This is a genomic window from Altererythrobacter sp. GH1-8, assembly GCF_043702085.1.
Lineage (GTDB): Bacteria > Pseudomonadota > Alphaproteobacteria > Sphingomonadales > Sphingomonadaceae > Erythrobacter.
In genome coordinates, this window is the sequence record NZ_CP171690.1 from 366,090 (window position 1) to 384,029 (window position 17,940).

16 protein-coding genes and 1 tRNA gene are annotated in these 17,940 nt (G+C 52.6%); 6 read left to right on the top strand and 11 right to left on the bottom strand.

The window, feature by feature from the left end; all coding sequences use genetic code 11:
* Window positions 1-388: 388 nt before the first annotated feature.
* Window positions 389-874 carry a TraR/DksA C4-type zinc finger protein gene (locus ACG9DO_RS01780; protein ID WP_394730009.1) on the top strand — a complete coding sequence of 162 codons (486 nt, stop codon included), beginning with the start codon at window positions 389-391 and terminating at the stop codon, window positions 872-874.
* Between the two features lie 354 nt (window positions 875-1,228).
* Entirely contained in the window at window positions 1,229-1,585 is a 357-nt protein-coding gene (locus tag ACG9DO_RS01785) for a helix-turn-helix domain-containing protein (protein WP_394730010.1), read from the top strand.
* An 843-nt stretch (window positions 1,586-2,428) separates the two neighbouring features.
* Here ACG9DO_RS01785 and ACG9DO_RS01790 read toward each other — a convergent pair.
* The 3 genes from ACG9DO_RS01790 to ACG9DO_RS01800 all read right to left on the bottom strand — a co-directional run bounded on the left by ACG9DO_RS01790 (window position 2,429) and on the right by ACG9DO_RS01800 (window position 6,059).
* Window positions 2,429-3,139 carry a hypothetical protein gene (locus ACG9DO_RS01790; protein ID WP_394730011.1) on the bottom strand — a complete coding sequence of 237 codons (711 nt, stop codon included), beginning with the start codon at window positions 3,137-3,139 and terminating at the stop codon, window positions 2,429-2,431.
* Window positions 3,140-3,443: 304 nt separating this feature from the next.
* Window positions 3,444-5,654 (bottom strand): hypothetical protein, encoded by a 2,211-nt coding sequence (locus ACG9DO_RS01795; protein ID WP_394730012.1) that lies wholly within the window; start codon window positions 5,652-5,654, stop codon window positions 3,444-3,446.
* Between the two features lie 240 nt (window positions 5,655-5,894).
* Complete coding sequence (locus ACG9DO_RS01800; RefSeq protein WP_394730013.1) at window positions 5,895-6,059, bottom strand: hypothetical protein; 165 nt, start codon at window positions 6,057-6,059, stop codon at window positions 5,895-5,897.
* Between the two features lie 187 nt (window positions 6,060-6,246).
* Here ACG9DO_RS01800 and ACG9DO_RS01805 point away from each other — a divergent pair, with 187 nt between their 5' ends.
* The gene (locus ACG9DO_RS01805; RefSeq protein WP_394730014.1) at window positions 6,247-7,740 is read left to right on the top strand and encodes a TM0106 family RecB-like putative nuclease; all 1,494 of its coding nucleotides are present in this window, start codon (window positions 6,247-6,249) and stop codon (window positions 7,738-7,740) included.
* A 107-nt stretch (window positions 7,741-7,847) separates the two neighbouring features.
* On the top strand, window positions 7,848-8,888 hold the full coding sequence (locus tag ACG9DO_RS01810) for a DNA-methyltransferase (RefSeq protein ID WP_394730015.1): 1,041 nt from the start codon (window positions 7,848-7,850) through the stop codon (window positions 8,886-8,888).
* On the opposite strand, the gene ACG9DO_RS01815 is transcribed toward ACG9DO_RS01810, so the two are convergent.
* The 4 genes from ACG9DO_RS01815 to ACG9DO_RS01830 form a co-directional block, all read right to left on the bottom strand.
* Entirely contained in the window at window positions 8,875-9,261 is a 387-nt protein-coding gene (locus ACG9DO_RS01815) for a hypothetical protein (protein ID WP_394730016.1), read from the bottom strand. The two genes, ACG9DO_RS01810 and ACG9DO_RS01815, sit on opposite strands and share 14 nt — an antisense overlap.
* A complete protein-coding gene (locus ACG9DO_RS01820; RefSeq protein ID WP_394730017.1) occupies window positions 9,261-11,222 on the bottom strand; it encodes an AAA family ATPase in 1,962 nt (653 codons plus the stop codon). The genes ACG9DO_RS01815 and ACG9DO_RS01820 overlap by 1 nt, the downstream gene beginning before the upstream one ends.
* A 191-nt stretch (window positions 11,223-11,413) precedes the next feature.
* Window positions 11,414-13,615, bottom strand: a complete 2,202-nt coding sequence (locus ACG9DO_RS01825; protein ID WP_394730018.1) for a DEAD/DEAH box helicase family protein — start codon at window positions 13,613-13,615, stop codon at window positions 11,414-11,416.
* Window positions 13,557-14,102, bottom strand: coding sequence for a hypothetical protein (locus ACG9DO_RS01830; RefSeq protein WP_394730019.1), 546 nt, complete (start codon window positions 14,100-14,102; stop codon window positions 13,557-13,559). The genes ACG9DO_RS01825 and ACG9DO_RS01830 overlap by 59 nt, the downstream gene beginning before the upstream one ends.
* Window positions 14,103-14,373: 271 nt before the next feature.
* Here ACG9DO_RS01830 and ACG9DO_RS01835 point away from each other — a divergent pair, with 271 nt between their 5' ends.
* Both ACG9DO_RS01835 and ACG9DO_RS01840 read left to right on the top strand, forming a co-directional pair.
* The gene (locus ACG9DO_RS01835; RefSeq protein ID WP_394730020.1) at window positions 14,374-14,817 is read left to right on the top strand and encodes a hypothetical protein; all 444 of its coding nucleotides are present in this window, start codon (window positions 14,374-14,376) and stop codon (window positions 14,815-14,817) included.
* A gap of 290 nt (window positions 14,818-15,107) precedes the next feature.
* On the top strand, window positions 15,108-15,320 hold the full coding sequence (locus ACG9DO_RS01840; protein ID WP_394730021.1) for a hypothetical protein: 213 nt from the start codon (window positions 15,108-15,110) through the stop codon (window positions 15,318-15,320).
* A 112-nt stretch (window positions 15,321-15,432) separates the two neighbouring features.
* Here ACG9DO_RS01840 and ACG9DO_RS01845 read toward each other — a convergent pair.
* The 4 genes from ACG9DO_RS01845 to ACG9DO_RS01860 all read right to left on the bottom strand — a co-directional run bounded on the left by ACG9DO_RS01845 (window position 15,433) and on the right by ACG9DO_RS01860 (window position 17,891).
* Window positions 15,433-15,508 (bottom strand) — tRNA-Lys (locus tag ACG9DO_RS01845).
* Between the two features lie 47 nt (window positions 15,509-15,555).
* Window positions 15,556-16,101 carry a 2-amino-4-hydroxy-6-hydroxymethyldihydropteridine diphosphokinase gene (gene folK / locus ACG9DO_RS01850; protein ID WP_394730022.1) on the bottom strand — a complete coding sequence of 182 codons (546 nt, stop codon included), beginning with the start codon at window positions 16,099-16,101 and terminating at the stop codon, window positions 15,556-15,558.
* The gene (gene aguB, locus ACG9DO_RS01855; RefSeq protein WP_394730023.1) at window positions 16,098-16,964 is read right to left on the bottom strand and encodes an N-carbamoylputrescine amidase; all 867 of its coding nucleotides are present in this window, start codon (window positions 16,962-16,964) and stop codon (window positions 16,098-16,100) included. The genes folK and aguB overlap by 4 nt, the downstream gene beginning before the upstream one ends.
* Before the next feature lie 69 nt (window positions 16,965-17,033).
* Window positions 17,034-17,891, bottom strand: a complete 858-nt coding sequence (locus ACG9DO_RS01860; protein WP_394730024.1) for a class I SAM-dependent methyltransferase — start codon at window positions 17,889-17,891, stop codon at window positions 17,034-17,036.
* Window positions 17,892-17,940: the final 49 nt, after the last annotated feature.

Consider the following 17,940-nt stretch of genomic DNA (forward strand, 5'->3'; position numbering starts at 1 on the left):
GAGTACCGGCCAGCGTTGCTGGCGACTTGCGAGCTATGGGGCGCCCGTATGCTATGTTCATGGGGCCCGCCGCCCGGAAACAGTTCGCCACGGCGAAAAGCATTGGAACTACAAGCATGGTCAGTGCACGCATCGCGCACATGCAAACCACAGCCGAAAACTTGCGGAGCTACGCGATCTTGAAGCACTATCATTTGGTTTAGGGCTAGCGGAGGGGCCAAAATGGAGGGGAAGAAAACCCAAGGTCCGCTAACGACTCAACCGCGGACGGCCATCTATTCGCAGCAACTCGCGACGATTAGAGGAATTGAGATCTACTACTCCGCATCGAACTGGTTCGATAATTGCCATTATGATACAACCAAAATTATCGAGAGTTTTTGTTTTAATGGACGCAATTTACAGAATCGACATGTTCACATTCGTTTGCTCTGATTGCGGCCATGCCAAGGGCGCACAAGAAACTCTTGAAGGCTCGCATTTACTCGAGAAGCTCGATGAAGGAGGGCTTCGCGCCGTGCTCCACAGGCTTATTTGTTCGCAATGCCATGGTCGGAATATTGCCCTTGTCGATCGAGATATTGGGGTTGCGCGCGCCAATACAGAAATGAACTCTGACGATCTGTCGGGCTCAGAGAATAGAGAGATGCTCGACACCGATAGGGCACCATCCGAAAAGCTCTGCGTGACCTGTGGCGAGCCGATTAGCGAAGGCAGGGTTCGAGCCTTGCCAGATACAACTGTTTGTGTGGATTGTGCGTCTCTGCATCCAAAGACTAAGAGAATAGCTTATGAGCCCATGGGGAGCAGGGAAGACTACAAAAAGGACTCCGGTAGAAATTTTGGTGGTTCTGGGAATAACCGCGTTTTCTGATTCAGCGAGCTATTCCGCAGCTTAATGCGTTGTAATCAGTCGGTGACCTCGAATGTCTAACTCTTATTCTGCAGCCCATTTCTCTTCCCGCTTCCCCAACCATTAGCAGCCGATTTTTATCTTGATTTGCTAGCCTAGGACCTGACTGATCGCTTCGCCGCCCGTTCAGATGAGGGCAGACCGACTGGTAACGGTCCACAAAGCAGGCGCTGCTGATTCATAGCGATGCAACACATTTGGTGGTCGAGATTGGATTGAGCCGGCTCGTTAAGCAACCACAAAAGTGAAAATATCATTTTTCACTTTTCAAAAATTCAGAATGTGATATAAATGTTCGGGTTGAAGGAGAAGGCAATGCCAGCACAACCACATTCATTTGCCGCTCGTCTGCGGGCGCTTCGAAATGAACGAGGCCTTTCGAAAACTCGACTTGGAGAAATGGTTGGTGTTTCGACGACCTGCGTTTGGAACTGGGAAGAAGGGAACACCGAACCCCGCAAATACAACCTAGAGGCTTTGGCTGATGCTCTTGGTGTCAGCACCAATTATCTGGAGCTTGGAGCCGGCAAGCCAATCGATAAATCCACTCCCCTAACTAACGATACGGCACCTCCAGTCAGCCTTGAGAGGGCCATTAATGATGCCAAGGTCTTGATCGCGAAGTTAGCGCAGGTTGACCCAAAGCAAGTTTCAATTTCAGTGAACTACTGAGCCTCGCCGACAGGAATTTTTGTGGTCATGGGGAGGCCGAAATGGATCGCGTCGAACTAAGAGCAGTATTCTCATGGGTAAAGAGCGGTGCCATCTCGCTCGATGAAGAACAAAAGATTAGGTTTCCGAAGGTGTAGGCACGACCAGGCCTCTACCAGTTTGAAATCAAAACCAACGCCCATCACATTTATTATGTCGGCGAGACTGATCGACTTTCTCGTAGGCTGCAGCAATATCGAACTCCAGGCCGATCGCAGCTAACGACCTTCGTGTTAACAGGCTAATTATCGACCACCCCAGCAATGGTGATAAAATAGCTTTGTCTTTGGTTGTTAAGGACGTTCTACTGACCGCCGCACGACATCCATACAATATCGACCTAACTCGGAAGAATGAAAGAGTTCTGCTTGAAACAGCCCCAGTCTTGGATGCGCAATCATCTGGTGTTTCGCTCTTGAACGCTGGCTGCAGTGCTTGATTCTGCCGTGTTGGATCTGGGCACACAGAAACCTTCGCCGGTGCCATTGAGCTTATCGGAGTTTAGGTAGAAGCAGGCCACATGCTATCGATCGTTAAGTGCATGCGGTTATTTATTAGGTTCGGGGTTGGGATAATCCTGGGAGGCGCAGTGGGACTTTTTGTTGCTGTCTGCATGGTGGTCGTTCTGGGGGTACTTCTCAGGTAATCATCGGGTCAGCACCTTGGACTCTCGGTCCGTATTCCATCCCCAAAAACTGCCGTTCGGATAACGACCCAATTGAGGACGTTTGACGCATTGAACGCAAGGCCAACTAATGTGAGAAACCGTACTCGGTAGAATCTCGCCTTCTGCCTAACCTATAATTAGGCAACGAGTTCAACCTTTGCGCTTCGGCTACAGAAGCTCTCGACCGATGATTTTACAGCGGAGGCAAACGGTGATGGGGCAAATGTAACGAACAGAATGTTGGGGGCTACCCTTCCGCGCACTACCGGCAACACTGCGCCGCCGCCGCATGCATCCAGAACCAGATCACGAACGCTACGAGCGCGAGCAATCGGGTCGCACTGCCGAGCAAACTGAATCCCGACTACAATTTTACCAGCGTGCGCATAGTCTCTGACTTCGGTATAAAGGGCATATTTTGGGGCAGTCCTGCGAGTCATTGAGGGGACCTCGAAACCATTGTCAGGGTCAAGAAACACTAAGTCACAAGCTATGAGAGATTTCATGCCATTGGCATGCCAAACCCGACGCTCGCTCGAACAGATGTTCTCCGAGTAATAGTGGGTCGATTTAGGAAGAACGCCCCAAGAAGCCACGCGATCAAGCCGCCGCTCCGTTGGATTATCAAAGCCAGAAATCTTTTCGAATAGTTCTGGATCTAGTGCTCGCCAAACTCTTCCCTTTAGGTGATGGCGCTTCTCGCCGTCATTGTTGCCGGGTCGATCGACATTCTCCGGCTTGGCAAGATACCAGTTCACACCGAGTTGCATGCCGAGTTCAGCGCTCAGATGGCGGAGAAACGCATACTTCAAAAAATCATGTGAATCGCCGAGGTAGCGCTCCTGCAAGGAAGGACTCCATCTTATGCATCTGCTTTAAACAACACTAATGAGCGGAATACGGCAAGGGCGAACCTAAGGATTTCACCTTCCCACTCCAAAAAATGACGATTTTTCCTTTCGCCGCCATCTCTGGTAGCGGACTGGCTGCTTTGCGACTCAAATTTAGAACGGTCTGGCTGGTGACGACCCGATTCTAGTCAGATGGTTATCAACCCCGTTTGTACATCTGGGTTAGGCGAGATAGTTTGTGGCGCCGGAAAGACGCGGCTTTATTGCACCGGCGACAATAGTTTTGCCGCTTGCGAGATCGTCAAATCCTCTGAAGAACTTCGAACGCCTTCTGATCATAGATCGATGACCGCAGCCAAAGAAATTCGTCAGAGGTGACTGGCGCTTCGGAATCGGCATGAGCTGCCCTGTTGCGTAGCTGGCGGAGGGGGAGGAACACGCCGTCAAACGCCTCTACTATCTCCAAGGCGCGCTCCTTTGCCTCTCGCCGAACAGTTACCTTATTGCCCTTTTCGAGACGCTTGAGCATGCTTCGAAGAACGTGAGCATATTTTCCAATCGTGAGCCCGGTGCTTTCTTTCTCGCTTAAGGCCCCAGCATCGCAAAGTTCCTTGAAGAACGGCTGCCACTGGCGTGTCGCTTCGGCCTCAAAAGCCCGGGCGAATGGCATTATGAGACCTCCCCAATCGGACCTGCCAGCTCCCATCTCACGATACGCGCGACTGAAGAGTGCTTCTGCCTCAATTAGATCCCTGCGCGCTCCTTCACTCATTCTCTCCCATACTTCAACACCAAGTCGGCCCGCCACAAACTGTTCGAGATCTGGCTGTGGCAGAGGCACCGGTGCGTCCGCATCGGAAGGCTTCACCAAACTCTTGGCAATTGCATACGATAATTGGTCACCCGATTCGGAGGTCATCTCCAGGAGAAATCTTTTCGCCCTCTCGAGCCTTGGATCAGGTCCGAGTTCTGCAGCAATTTGGAAGATTTGATGGGTCTCTCTCGAACCGAGGCCGAGGCCGCCAAATGTTTGCGCCTGTGAAGCGATAAAGAAAGACCACCATGCAGTGGCGAGGTCTTCCAGCCCCTCCTCCCTCATAGTCCTCAACGCCCTATGATAGGTGCGAAAGCGCAATCTCGCATCAGCCGTTCGCGTCAATTGGTTGTCAGTTGGTCGAGCATCGCTGTCGAGGCGCGAGAAGGACATGTAGTCCAATAGATAGGCAAGACCCTGGCCGGAAAAATCGGCTAGCCAATGCCCCCCATGCTTGGAGCGAACTGGCCCGATTGTAAGCACCTGATCAGTATATTGAGCGAAAGGCAGGCGGCCGCCGTAAATGTAGTCGCGATAACTGAAGAGCAGCCGCACTAGATGAGTGCTTGATCTATTACCAATCAATTGCTCCTCTTCAGCGGAGAATAATGACCAGGTTTCTTCGAAGTAATCGAACTCCCGAGGATGTTTCTTTGCAATAAGATATATTCTTCGATATTGATCGGAGTTAAAGAAGTCCTGCACCTCGCCCAGTTCCTCAAAAGACACCAAAGTTTGGCCGGCAAGATTGCCCAGCAGAAAGAAGAAATAGGAAAAAATGGCCCGTTCGGGATCATAGCTCTCTGGCGCGGGTTGAATCTCCGCCCCTTTGTAACCGTCGACTGCGAACTCGACTGCGTATTGCAGGGCCAAAGCAAGTAATGGAGGCTTTGCTTTGGCCCACAAATCTTCAAACCTTGAGTCCCAAGGGGCGACCCAGGGAAATATCCGATCAGGGAGCCCAATTATGCTTGCAACGGTAGGGGCAGATTCCTGTGTTTGCTCAAAGTATTCTTCATCTGACTCGCACTCGGGCGGGTCAATGAGTGCGGCGCAAAGGATTGCAACCGCCTCCCTCCAGATAATTTCTTCTCCATCTTGAGCGGTCACGGCTGTGAAGCCCCGCGAACCATCATTTACCTCTGCTGGTTTGAAAGCCTCTTCTATGTCTTGCGGAAGGAAGCTCTCGCGGATGTATAGATCTATCGTTGGGATCGGGTCCAAGTTCCCGAATACGGCCTCCCACCTCGCCGACTGGTGCTCCCAACCAGGCGGAAAAGATCCGTACTTCATCTCTTTCCTCAGATCATCAAACGCGCGTTCGGCATTTGCGTCTTCCTTGGCTAACTCCCAAGCCGCCTCACTGATTCCGCGAAGAACTTCTTGGTCGGGATGCGATTCTGTTGAGACTCCATCAGTTTGGCCAGACCGCAATTCCTCGCTGTCGACTTTCTGAGCGTCCTCTGAAAAAGAAATATCCATGCCGACTGCCCAGTCTAGGAAGGTCTCTGCCTCGCCTTCGGTGCACCGAAAGTAGGCAATCTCGTGTTGTGAGAGTGCCTTGATTAGCGGAGCGCGCGGAATGTCGGATTGGTAGTATTCGGTTACGAGCCTGAGGAAGTCGGATGCGTGGATCGTTCCCCCTGGAGACACAGTGATATCAGGAGGAGCCTTCAAAGGAAAAACGTTGTCTGACATTTCGACTTCGAAACTCTCCCTGCTCCAGACGCTGATTACTCATGTGAAACTGGACAGCATCTCCAAGTCAAGCTCCCGATGCAGTTAGCTGGGCGTCAAGAAGTCGCGTTATCTTCAGACCGCCCACCAAATCAATTATTCCCATACGAAGAGCGGGGGTACTTTCGGCTCGTTGACCGCTCGTCTTACGATTATCGCCGCGCAGAACAGGGGCGACGTTAAGCCTCCTTCGGCTATATTCTAGAGATAGTCGTCTCCATACGCCCGCCTTAGTGAATGCATGACGCGCTCATCGATATCCTCGCTTGAAAACTCGTTAGTCTGGATGTTTGGGAATTTGTGGGCAATCTCACCGGCAGGCAGCATCCCGATCATCTGTTCCGGAGCCGATATCTTCCGCGCCATTCACAAGCACCCTCCAAGTCTCAAATAGCAGGGTCCTCTAAATTTCTAAATGGCCCACTTTGCCCTTGGGAGGGGGCTTGATCCTGTCCGCTTTGCACACCCTGAGGGCATCCATGGCAACCCAGAGAAGGTTGTCAGGCCTCCAGCACAGCTTGACATCTCCCTACTACTTCATCTCCATCACTTCGTGACTACGCTAAGCCCCTTGATCACTGCCACGACCCTTTACAACTTCGTACAGTGCCCCAAGCGGGTTCATCTCGATTACTGCGGCGATCCATCCGAGAAAGACCCCCCGAATGCTTTCGTTGAGATGCTTTGGGAGCGCGGTACTCTCTACGAGAAGGAAGTCTTCGGAGGCGGCGAGAGGGAGTTTCTCGACCTCTCCCATGTAGGTGGTGAGGAAAAGGAACGATTGACGCTCGAAGCCATGCAGCGTGGCGAAAGGCTGATCTACAATGGGCGGATCACCTCGGGCGATTTGCTAGGCATCCCAGATCTCTTGCGACGCCAAGGCAGCGGATACATTCCGATCGACATCAAATCTGGTCGCGGAAAGGAAGACGGTGGCGATGATGCTGATGGGAAACCCAAACTGCACTATGCGGTCCAACTTGCACTATATGTCGACATCCTTGAGCAGCTCGGGCAGTCATCTGGGCGACGCGGTTACATCTTCGATGTTCATGCCAACGAGATTGAGTATGACCTCGAAACCTCGCGGGGCAAGCGTATCACCAAAACACTCTGGGAGGAGTACCAAGGCGCGCTCAATGAAGCGCGAAGGATTGCAAATGGTCACCATGATCCGAGAGGTGCGCTCGCTAGCGCTTGCAAGCTCTGTCATTGGCATTCCCACTGCTCGCGAAGCCTTCGGGAAAGTAACGACCTAACTCTCATCCCTGGCCTAGGCAGGGCTATTCGGGACAGCCTTGCTGAGGAGTTCCCTACAATTGATGATCTCGCGCAGTGCAATCCAGAAGCCTATATCAGCGATGGAAACACGCCATTCTATCGCGTCGGCCAGACGAGCCTGAAAAAGTTCCATGCGCGCGCAAGGCTTCTAACAGAACACGATGCCAAGCCCTACCTCAAGGCTCCGGTCATCCTACCATCGACAGAGCTCGAACTGTTTTTTGACATAGAGGTCGATCCGCTTCGTGATCACACCTACTTGCACGGATTTGTAGAAAGGCGCGGTGGCGACAACTCCACAGAGCGATTTATCGCTTTTTTCACTGAGGCTGAAACAGCAGGCGCCGAGCGTGCAGCATTCGCGCGATCAATCGATTATATGACAGCCGATGCATCCGCTTCAATTTGGTATTACTCCAAGTACGAGCGAACCATTTATCGCAAGTTGCAATCGCAGTACCCTGATGTTTGTTCGGCTGAGTTAATAGAGCATTTATTCGATCCCGCCCATTCAATCGATCTCTACAACGACGTCGTGACCAAGGCTACCGAGTGGCCGACCAATGACCACTCGATCAAATCTCTGGCAAAGCACTTGGGGTTCGAGTGGAGGGACACCAACCCCTCTGGTGCCGCCTCAATCCAATGGTTCGACGAGTGGGTGAGAACTCGGAACCCTGCCATCAGAGAGCGAATTTTGGCATACAATGAGGATGACTGCCGAGCGACCCGTGTGCTGCTGGATGGGATTAGAAGGCTAAGCTGAGTTAGTCTGAATGGTTCTGGGTAGGATCGCGAGATTATGCTTGGTGCAACTCACCACCGTATGTAGGGCATGTAGGCTACACTAATTCGGGCAAACTGTAGGGCCAAATGAACGAATACTCTGATGTGCCGAACGATAGATCAGCATCTCCAATGAAGGAGTGGCTCAATACCAAAAATGGAACGATCTTTCTCGGCGACTCTCTCGACTACTTGCTTGACATAGCTGAAGAAAAATCGGTCAATCTTATCATGACTTCGCCACCCTTTGGGTTGGTCCGGAAGAAAAGTTACGGCAACGAAGACGCAGATCGATACTGCGATTGGTTTCGCCCATTCGCGGAAGGCTTCAAGCGTGTACTGAGAGATGACGGAAGCCTTGTAATTGATATCGGTGGGGCCTGGAACAAGGGCACCCCAACAAGAAGCCTCTATCATTTCAAGCTTCTGATAATGCTGGTGGAAGAATATGGGTTCCATCTCTGCCAAGAGCACTACTGGTGGAACCCCTCAAAACTCCCCACTCCTGCGGAATGGGTGAACATCAGGCGCGTTCGGGTTAAGGATGCCGTCAACACAGTCTGGTGGCTATCTCCTTCGCCATGGCCGAAAGCGAATAACAAGAAGGTACTATCGCCATACAGCAAGAGTATGGAGAGCCTTCTAGAGCATGGCTACGTCGCAAAGCTCAGGCCTTCAGGCCACGCAATTTCAGAAAAGTTTTCCCATGACAACGGTGGTGCAGTCCCTCCAAATCTGATTGCGATCGCAAATACTGAGAGTAACAGCGCCTATCAGGCATATTGTCGCGAAAACGATCTCCCTATCCATCCAGCGCGCTTCCCTGCGCAGCTACCGGAGTACTTCATTCGGTTCCTGACAGACCCAGATGATCTGGTAGTCGATCCCTTCGGGGGCTCATGCATTACCGGCGCGGTAGCAGAGCAACTAGGGCGCAAGTGGGCCTGTTGTGAACTCTCTGAGGACTACGTCAAAGGCGCGGCGGCAAGATTCACAACAGACGCGCCACTTATACCTAAAGAGAGATCTGAGCCTTATGTTATCTACCAACCTGGTAGTGTTCCCGTAGACGAGGCCGTTACCACAACAATTGCCGACGGAGGGAAATCGCGCCCTAAGCGTCGCTAAATTGGATTAACTCCAATATATCCGGCCCAAAGTTTTCGTCTGCCACCAAAAGGCGGACGCCCTCGTTTATCAAAAATTCGATCTGCCGGTAAGGTTGGGTTTCGCCTGGATAAATTGTCTGCACTAAGGTCCTAAGAGCCCCGTCCTCGTCGAGTGTGCCTCGATTCCATTTTGTGCCCGGACTCTCCGCTCTCCCTTGACCGACATTTTGACGTATCGCGTAAGCCAGCGCAAATTTCGCGGCATCCAACTCCGTTTTGAATTGCCCATCTTCCTCCAGCCTTTTGAGCTTCGGCGACATAGAGGCAGTCATGCCAATTGTTGTCTTGTCGGCCTGCGAAGGGCTATCAGGAGTTCCGATCTCTTCAGCCATCAGTTTTCTCTCGGATTGATTTGAGTATGGCGAGCGGAAATTCGCTGTAACTTCCATTCCCTCTTTAACCGAATTTCCAACAATTCCCTCGCCAAGCTGGGAGCAAGCTCATCTTCATATACTAGAAGGATGACTTGCGGGGACATTGAAGGCAATGCTGAAACGATATTGTTCGTGTGTGTCTTGTCCAATCGGCCAAAGGGAGAATCGATAATAATCGGCCCCCTCATGGGAGCATTCCCTTGAAGCGCCGCGACAAGCGCGAGAGCAACTACATGTTCTGCGCCAGCCGATCGCACTGGAATAGTTGCACCTGTTTTATGAACGATGGTCAGACCATAGCCCTCATTGATTTGCAGGCCGCTATATTCGGGCTCGGAAGTTAGTGACCGGAAATGTCTCGAAGCGTCACTCTCGACGCGAGATTTGAGGTCATTCTTGAAAGCGGTTTTTCCTTCTTCAAATAGACCAAGAAGCGCGTCAAGAAGCTTCAAGCGCCTCCGCTCAACATCCAGCCGCCCCCCCTCAACTCGATCGAGTTTGTCTCGTAAACTCGTTATTCTTTCTTCGGTTAGCTTTAATGCCTCTTCTTGCTGCTTTATCGACTCCTCGCATTTGTCGATCTTTCGAACGGTCTTGTCATAGTTCAGCTTGGCAGCACGCAAATCATGCTCTGTGTATCCCTCCAAGAGAGCCTTCTTTTCCCTCACTTCCCCCTTCTTAATTTCAATCTTTACACGTAGATCCTCTATGGCGTTCCAGCGCAATGTAAGAGCGTCAGCATTCGCCTTCTCTACGATGCCGCTGATTGCATCTATTTGGCGCCCAAGACCTGAAACTTGCCGCTCGACTGCATCGCCACTTTCCTGATTGCCAGTTTCCGAGGCCTCCTTGATTTTCTCTTTTGCTGTGCTCGAAATCTCTTGGAAGCAAGCGGGGCATTGATCTTTGCCTTCGGCCGACAGATTGTTTAGAATATCTAACCTGATTGCTTTCGCGCGCAGGGCTTCTTGCTCACCTCTCAAGTGCTCGAGTTCTTTCTTAAGGCGATCTTGCAATAGCACGCACCAAGCATTAGTCATTGAATCCTGTATCGCGATCAGACCAAGATCCAGTTCTTCCTGCAAGGATGCGATTTCTTTTGTGTCGGCCTCCACTTGATCAAGTATTGATGAAGCGCGATCAAACTTGCGAACGGCCATCTCGGCATCGGTTTTTTCTCTTCTAGCCTCCTCCAACTTTTCCTTATATCTCTGAAGTCCCGCTGCCTGTTCTTCCTTGGTTTCTGCAAGCTGTGAGAGGTGGTGTCCAATCTCACGAGTTTGGCTATCAGCCGTTGCTGCTTTACTGTAAGCAGAACTCGCCTTTTTCTGCGCTGCGTTAAGACTTGCAATGGAGTTAGTAAGTACTGGCAGACCTAGTATTTTTTCAATTGCATCACTAATTTGAGTCCCCATATCACTATCTTCGATAAGGAGTTCTTCATATTCTTGAAGTAACTCTCCGTCGAATAGAAAAAATCTAGATACTTCTTCGGGCAGTATTCGATTTAACTCAACTTTAGCTTCATCAGGCCCCATTTGATGGCCGCCCTTACTTAGATGAAGGCCCACTTCAAAATGAGCATCTATCTCGGGAGCATCGATACCGAGTTTAGGCTGAACTTTTCTTACAAGGGTGTAATCGACAGCATCATGTTTCAAATCGAGCCTTACGCTAAATGCATGCTCGCCATCTTCCTTGGCCTCCCAATTTCCAACCTTCGACAAACTAGTCTCAGATCTTCCACGCCCAATTATCTTTCCGAAGAATGCAAATCTGATGGCGTTGAGGAGTGAGGTTTTGCCCCGCATATTCTCGCCATAGACTACAGAGACCCCTTCCTCGGTAGGGAACTCAACTCTTTGGTTGCCCTTAAAAGGGCCAAAATTATTAAGTTCGAGTGCGCGAAGTATGAGCATAAGTTAAGCCTCAAACTCACGTAGAATACGCTCAAGCTCTCGCGATAGATCATAGGCTGGCACATCACCTTGGTGAAGCCGAACAATGGCCGCGACTAGTCCGCTTGGGATCTCAGGAAACTCTTCTGATCTAATATTCTCTATAACCGTAATTATGCGATCCGCATTTCCTGCTTCTGAAGCGGTTTCACTCACAAGCCGTTCCCCTCATCGTCCTCTAGGCCTTGGCCAGCTTCACCGAGATCAACTCCAAGCTCAATAGCAATCATCTCTAAATCCGACACGCTCGCTGGATTGACAGCATACTGACCGAATTCAATAGCTCTGGCTAACTCCGCCCGAATTATTGAGTTCGTGTCGTCTTCATGCTCTTCACTTGGGATTACGATGGCGTCATGGACGTGCGCAAGGTACTTGCCCTCAGATTTCCTCAAAACACGACCTCTTCTCTGGATGAACTCCCTCGGATTCTTGGAAGAGGCGAGGATCAATGCGTGCGAAACGTTCGGGATGTCCACCCCCTCGTCGAGACACTTGATGGATACGACCACTCCACCCAGAGCAGAGAACCCACGCAAAGTTGCCTTCCGATCACCCTTCATCTCGGAGTGGTATTCATAGACATCTCGCAGCCCAGCATCGCGAAGCGATCCAAGCACCTGATAGAGTTGGTCTTGATCATCGCAGTAGACAATCCAATGCTGTCCTTGCTCGAATTTTTGGGCGACCACGCGAGCAGCCAATGCGATCTTGGCATGCGCCCCCTTCACCACTTTGGACCTTTGGATTAGCAACCGCTTCAGTGTATTCTCGGCATGCGTTTCGTCAGAATAGCCCCCACTTAGGTACCTGGCATAAGCTTTTCGGTATCTCGCAGAAAGCTCGTCCCACCGCTCTTGTTCTTCGGGCAGCAATTGGACTTTATGAATATGATAGGCGTAGGGCGTTAGAGTCTTCGCTCGAAGCGCATCAGCGATACCGAACACTGGCCTTACGATCCCGCCAAAATATTCCAGTATTGCGGATGTTCCATCAGGGTCACCAACGCGCTCGGGTGTGGCACTCAGGCCAAGACGAGCCCCCACCTTTAGATCGAGAACACGGCGACTCTTTTGCGCTCCAAGCCGGTGCACCTCATCTGCGACCAAGAAAAGATGTTCTCCTTGGTGGCACTGACTAAGGAATGATTCCGAGCAAGCTGTTTGCAGAGTACTGAGAATGATCCGGGGAGCTTGGCCAGGGCGGAGCGGCCTACTCCAAATCTTGAGGTTGGTCGGGCTACCCGACCGCCACTGAGAATTACCGCCCCCGCAAACGAGTATCTGTAGGTCTCTCCCTGCAAAGGCAGTTCTTAGCTCTTCATCCCATTGCGACAACAAGAGATCGCTTGGCACTAAGATGATGGGCGTATCTCTCCGGCCAATAGCATCATTGATCGCACATAAAGCTGTAAAGGTTTTGCCAGAACCAGTGGCGTGCTTGAGGATTCCGCGCCGCTCGGACTGGAGCCAATTTTCTAATGCTGTGACCTGATGCTTTCTTGGCTTTCTCCCACCCGGCTTACCTGCCTCAGGAGACCATCCCGCGGCCGTTTCGAGCTCGAGATTAATCTCATCCACATACTCCGGCCATCTTTCGACCTCAGCGCGGGAGATAATGTGTTCCTTCGCCGACTTGGGGACTGGCAGGACAGTAACGTGCGGAGATTCATTCAGCCAAAGGCGCTCGAAATACTCTGCTTCAGTCGCAATCCTCGTCCGATCGCTAGAGTTTGACCAGCTGGTAAAGACATCAATGGACTCTAGGTTGCCGTCAAGAGCCAAGCCGGGCCATGTTTCGTTCATCGATCCCTTAAAGGCGACGCGATTTTCCCCATCGGAGAGTATACCGAGCTTGTCGTGGAACAGCCTCCTCGATCGCGCGCTGGCTTCTTGGCCAACCCAGGCAAGCTTCACCTCTAAAATTCCCAGCGAAACCAGGCTTGCCAGTATCTTCGCCGGCTTTGCAAACTCATCAGAGGCTAGAAGTTCATCAAATCGTTGACAAATTTCCTTGCTGGAGCGTTCTTCATCCCTCTCTGTGTAGCCTATTCTGAGCGCCTCATCGTCTTGCGCCGATAGAACGGGTGAGCAGATCATTCGGATCTTGCCGCCATTTCGCGCGAAAAACTTTATACTCGGCCAAGAGATTATGTAGATTGAACTGCTGAAGAATCCCACGGCTCGGTCATAAGACTTGGCGGCTTTCATGGCGGGCAAGTAGAAATCCTGAGCGATATCGTCCTCAGGCTTGTGATACGATTGCCTAAAATCAATTTCGTTCAGGCGCGGTGCTTCAATCAATTTTGCACAACCTGTCTCGCGTAAGTTCCATCCTTTGTTGGATTCCCTCAATCAAGTTTTTGCTTTGGCAGGCAACAACAGTCTCTTTGGCTTGTTCGCCAGGCCTCGGCCTTAACCTTCTATCTTGCTCGGCAATTTTTCCGGCCATCGCCGCTATGACAGTTTCAGACTTCACTTGCACGTTTCGGGAGTGCGCAAAGTCAACATAAAGACCTGCATCCCATAAGATGAAAACACCGTCGCTATCAGCATAACCAACAAGCAATATCAGCCTGTCGTCATCCGTTGCAAAGTTGCCAACTTCGCCGCCTTTTTGCCCCGGAACCATCAATTGAATCTTATACTCACCCAAAGTGCGTCCGCCTGGTGGATTAGTCGCATTGTACATATAGACGCGCAGCCTTGCCGAGACGGGTGCTCGAAGGTCGATCTCTAAAGGTTTCTGGCCTAAATCTGAATGAGCGAGCACGATGGGGCGAAGCGACGCCAACAACTTCTCATGCAATTGAGTGGTAGAAAGCTTTTTCGGTTTACTCACCGAAAGGTTCATCCTTATCAGACAGCTAGAAGAAAGTGACGAGCACACTTGCCCAGGATTTTCAAGAGCAAGCTAAGCAGATCGCAGCCAATCTCGCGCGATAATTTAACTCTCAGTCTCCTTAGAGTAAGAGGCATTTCTAAAGACTATATGTGGGCGCAACCTAACTGGGTAGAAGGCCTCTGCGCTACAGTGCACCTCTAAGGATCGGAGTGAACAAATGTACTCAGTTCGACTTGGCTTCGAAGAAGCTACAAGAAGGATAGAGCAGTTGAGTGACAATGGTCACTATGCTGAGGCACTGGTGACTACGGCCTTTACCGTCGAAAAAACACTCCGACGAACTTTGCGCCAGCTAATCGTCTCCGCAGGTTTTCGGTCGATTGACGCGGAGAGTATCGTGAAGGGTCTAGGTGGGCTCGACCGAATTAAGAATACTTGGGAGTTCTATGATCCTCAAAACCGAAAACTGACTACCGTAATCGGAGCAGAAGACTGGTCGACCTTCAAGCAGACCTCCATTATGCGCAACAAGCTCGTTCACGGGGAATGTGTCTATGGTGTGGGCTCTTGCGCCAATCAGTTAAGCAAGACCCTTGAGGCATTATATCGCACGCGCAATTGCCTAGAAGATGTCTATGGATTCAGTGGCTGGCAGAAATTGAAAGTCCGGAAAAAATCTCGGTTGCACGCACATCCGCTAGTGAAGGTCTAGATTTAGGTTCAAGCGCCCCAGCTAATCAACGAATAGGGTTAGAAAACACGGGCCTTTCAGACCATTAGTGCCAGCGGGAGAAGCCAATCGAACCGCACCCTCAGGAAATGGGTACGATAGAATTAGATCATCGAACGCGCGAAATAGTAAGTATAGGGGTGTTTGGGTCCCATCTAGTTATATTTGGGGGGGGGGTACCCAGGGGAGGGGACGCAGCGGTTCAAATTTGGGGGGGTGGGTTAGCTTCCTGGCTATATGTAGGTCTACGTCGCAATCACAGGAGTTCGGATATGACCAACGATGAACTACTTGCGATCCAAGCAATGCCGGAGGCTGAAGCTGCGACCTTTCAAAGGCTGGGGGATGAAGCCGATGCAGATGGGCGTAGCCGCGAAAGCACGGCATTGAGAGCAGGCATGGCAGCGCTGAGAAGAATGTCTGCGTTGATTGAAGGCGGTGAACATTGGAACTTCATTGATACTAAAACAGGGCAAGCCGACTGACCGCTTCGAATCTAGGTGCATCCAACAGAACTTTGAAACCTAAGTGAAACCTCCAGGCGAAGGCAGACGTCGCCACCGGAGAATCTTTAAGACTTAAGTCTTTGAAAAAAGGTGGTGAGCCCTGCAGGGGTCGAACCTGCGACCTACTGATTAAAAGTCAGTTGCTCTACCGACTGAGCTAAGGGCCCCCACGTCAGGGTTGCACGGGCGCGTGTCGGTGGCCGCGTGCGGAGGCTCACCTAGGCACAGGGCGCGGGCGGGTCAAGCGTGCAAACAAATGCGCGCAAGAAAGGCCAGTAACCGGGTCGCGCCAGTCGCCCGCAATCGCCTTTGCGGGGCCGAGCACAAAGTCTCGGTCCCGAAAACGCGGATGAGGAATGACGAGGTCGTCGATTGCAAACATGCCGCCGTCCCACAGGACAATGTCGATATCGAGCGTGCGTGACCGCCAGACCTGCCCGCGCCGCTTGCGACCAAGGCCCTGTTCGACCGCGCGGGCCAAGAGCAACATGCTGGGAGGCGTCCGAAAGGTTTCCACCACCGCCGCAGCATTTGCGTACTGGCGCTGTGAGGGGCCGACTGGCGCGCTGCAAATGAGCGGCGAGATGCCATGAAAGCGCAGCCCCAGATCCTCCAGATCACTGATCGCCGCCGCGATCACTTGGCGCGGCCCTCCAACACCGGGCACCCGCACGTTAGAGCCAAACGCGAGCAGATAGAGCTGCGAGACTTTCGCCTGCAAATCCCCCGCCGGATCAGCCAGCTCAGCCGCCTTGCTCACGTGTCTTCTGCGATCCGTCCATAAAGCTGCGGGCGGCGATCGCGGAAGAAGCCCATCCCCGCACGATGCGTGGCAGCCTGGTCGAGATCGAGCGTCGCGACCAGCACGCCCTCCTCTTCCTTGCCGAACTCAACCACCTTGTCACCCCATTCATTAGTGACGAAAGAGTGGCCGTAAAACGCCTGCCCCTGCTCTTCTCCGATCCGGTTGGCCGCCACCACCGGCATACAATTGGACACGCTGTGACCCTGCATAGCGCGCTGCCACATACGGCTGGTGTCGAGATCAACGTCATAGGGTTCGGAGCCGATTGCGGTCGGATAGAGCAGCACTTCTGCGCCCAGCAGTGCCATCACGCGCGCCGCTTCGGGATACCATTGGTCCCAGCATATCCCGACCCCGATTCGCGCTGTGCCGCCTTCGCGCAAGGCCAAGTCCCACACCTTGAACCCATCATTTCCAGGGCGGAAATAGAACTTCTCCTCATAGCCCGGCCCGTCGGGAATGTGGCTCTTGCGATATGTGCCGGTGACCTCGCCTCGCGGATCGATCATCGCGAGCGTGTTGTAATAGTGATGCCCGTCACGCTCGAAAAAGCTGGTCGGGATCGTTACTTTCAGTTTCGCCGCGAGCCCCCGCATCGCGATGACCGAAGGATGTTCCAGCGTCGGCCGGGCGAGCGCAAACAGCGCTTCATCTTCGGTCTTGCAGAAATAGGGGCCGGAAAAAAGCTCCGGCGGCAGGATCAGCTCTGCACCGCGCGCGGCCGCCTGCTCCACCAACTCCGCTACAGCGGCGATATTCTCTGCCTCGTCTTCGCTGCCAAGCGGCAGCTGGAGGGCGGCAACAGTGATCTCTCTCATGCTGCCGCCCCTTAGTCCCAGAATTGAAAACTGAAAAGTCAGTCGGGCTGTTAGAACAGCCCGGAAAGCTCAGTCAGCCTTCTTGAACAACAGCGTCATGCGGTCGCTTTCGCCGATGGCGTTGTGCTTTGCCTGTTCTTCTGCCGATTGACGGCCAAAACCAAGCGATGGCGGCAAGGTCCACACCCCGCCTTCCCAATTGGCCGGATCCTTGGGGTTGGCGTTCACTTCAGAGCTTCCGACCAGCTCGAAGCCTGCGGTTTCAAACAGGCCGATAACGTCCTGCTCGCGCATGTATCCGCGCTGACGTGCGCCATAATCGGCATAGCTGGCACCGTCCGGAGCGCGGTGCTGGACCACGCCGACCATCCCGTCATCCTTCAGCAAGGCACGCAGTCCCTTGAGCACATCGTCAGCAACATTGCCGTGGTGGAGCCCGTGCATGGAACGGAAGATCAGCGCGCGGTCGACCGTGCCTTTCATCTCTTCGGGGACTTCATCGAGCTCGAACGCCATGACCTTGTCGGCCTCGACCCCCATGCCTTCGGCAAGGCTGGCCTTGAACGTTTCCGTCCAGCCCTTCGCCGCGGCTTCCTGAGCGCGGCTGCGATATTCGCGACCATCGCTATCCGGATTGATCGCGACGTATTTGCCGGCCGGCATGAGATAGGGTGCGAGAACGCGGGTGTACCAGCCTCCGCCCGGACCCCATTCGACCACGGTCATGGTCGGCTCTACCTGGAAGAAAGCGAGCGTTTCAGCCGGGTTGCGATATGGGTCGCGCGCGCGGTCACCATCGCGGCGTTCGTGCGCGAGCACGTCTTCCAGTTTCGGAGCGGCAGAATGGTCGCCATGGCCATCAGCCCAAGCCGGGGCAAGAGGTGCTGTCAGCGCAAAGGCAGCAAGAGCAAGTAAGGGCTTTTTCATGTCAGGTTCTCTCCAGTGGGGAATAAGCGAAATGGCAAATCCAAGCATC

What these genes read in the sequence shown, in the direction of transcription:
- ACG9DO_RS01780 (WP_394730009.1), top strand. Translation starts at nt 389, where the DNA reads ATGGACGCAATTTACAGAATCGACATGTTCACATTCGTTTGCTCTGAT.
- ACG9DO_RS01785 (WP_394730010.1), top strand. Translation starts at nt 1,229, where the DNA reads ATGCCAGCACAACCACATTCATTTGCCGCTCGTCTGCGGGCGCTTCGA.
- ACG9DO_RS01795 (WP_394730012.1), bottom strand. Translation starts at nt 5,654, where the DNA reads ATGTCAGACAACGTTTTTCCTTTGAAGGCTCCTCCTGATATCACTGTG.
- ACG9DO_RS01800 (WP_394730013.1), bottom strand. Translation starts at nt 6,059, where the DNA reads ATGGCGCGGAAGATATCGGCTCCGGAACAGATGATCGGGATGCTGCCT.
- ACG9DO_RS01810 (WP_394730015.1), top strand. Translation starts at nt 7,848, where the DNA reads ATGAACGAATACTCTGATGTGCCGAACGATAGATCAGCATCTCCAATG.
- ACG9DO_RS01815 (WP_394730016.1), bottom strand. Translation starts at nt 9,261, where the DNA reads ATGGCTGAAGAGATCGGAACTCCTGATAGCCCTTCGCAGGCCGACAAG.
- ACG9DO_RS01820 (WP_394730017.1), bottom strand. Translation starts at nt 11,222, where the DNA reads ATGCTCATACTTCGCGCACTCGAACTTAATAATTTTGGCCCTTTTAAG.
- ACG9DO_RS01840 (WP_394730021.1), top strand. Translation starts at nt 15,108, where the DNA reads ATGACCAACGATGAACTACTTGCGATCCAAGCAATGCCGGAGGCTGAA.
- aguB (WP_394730023.1), bottom strand. Translation starts at nt 16,964, where the DNA reads ATGAGAGAGATCACTGTTGCCGCCCTCCAGCTGCCGCTTGGCAGCGAA.
- ACG9DO_RS01860 (WP_394730024.1), bottom strand. Translation starts at nt 17,891, where the DNA reads ATGAAAAAGCCCTTACTTGCTCTTGCTGCCTTTGCGCTGACAGCACCT.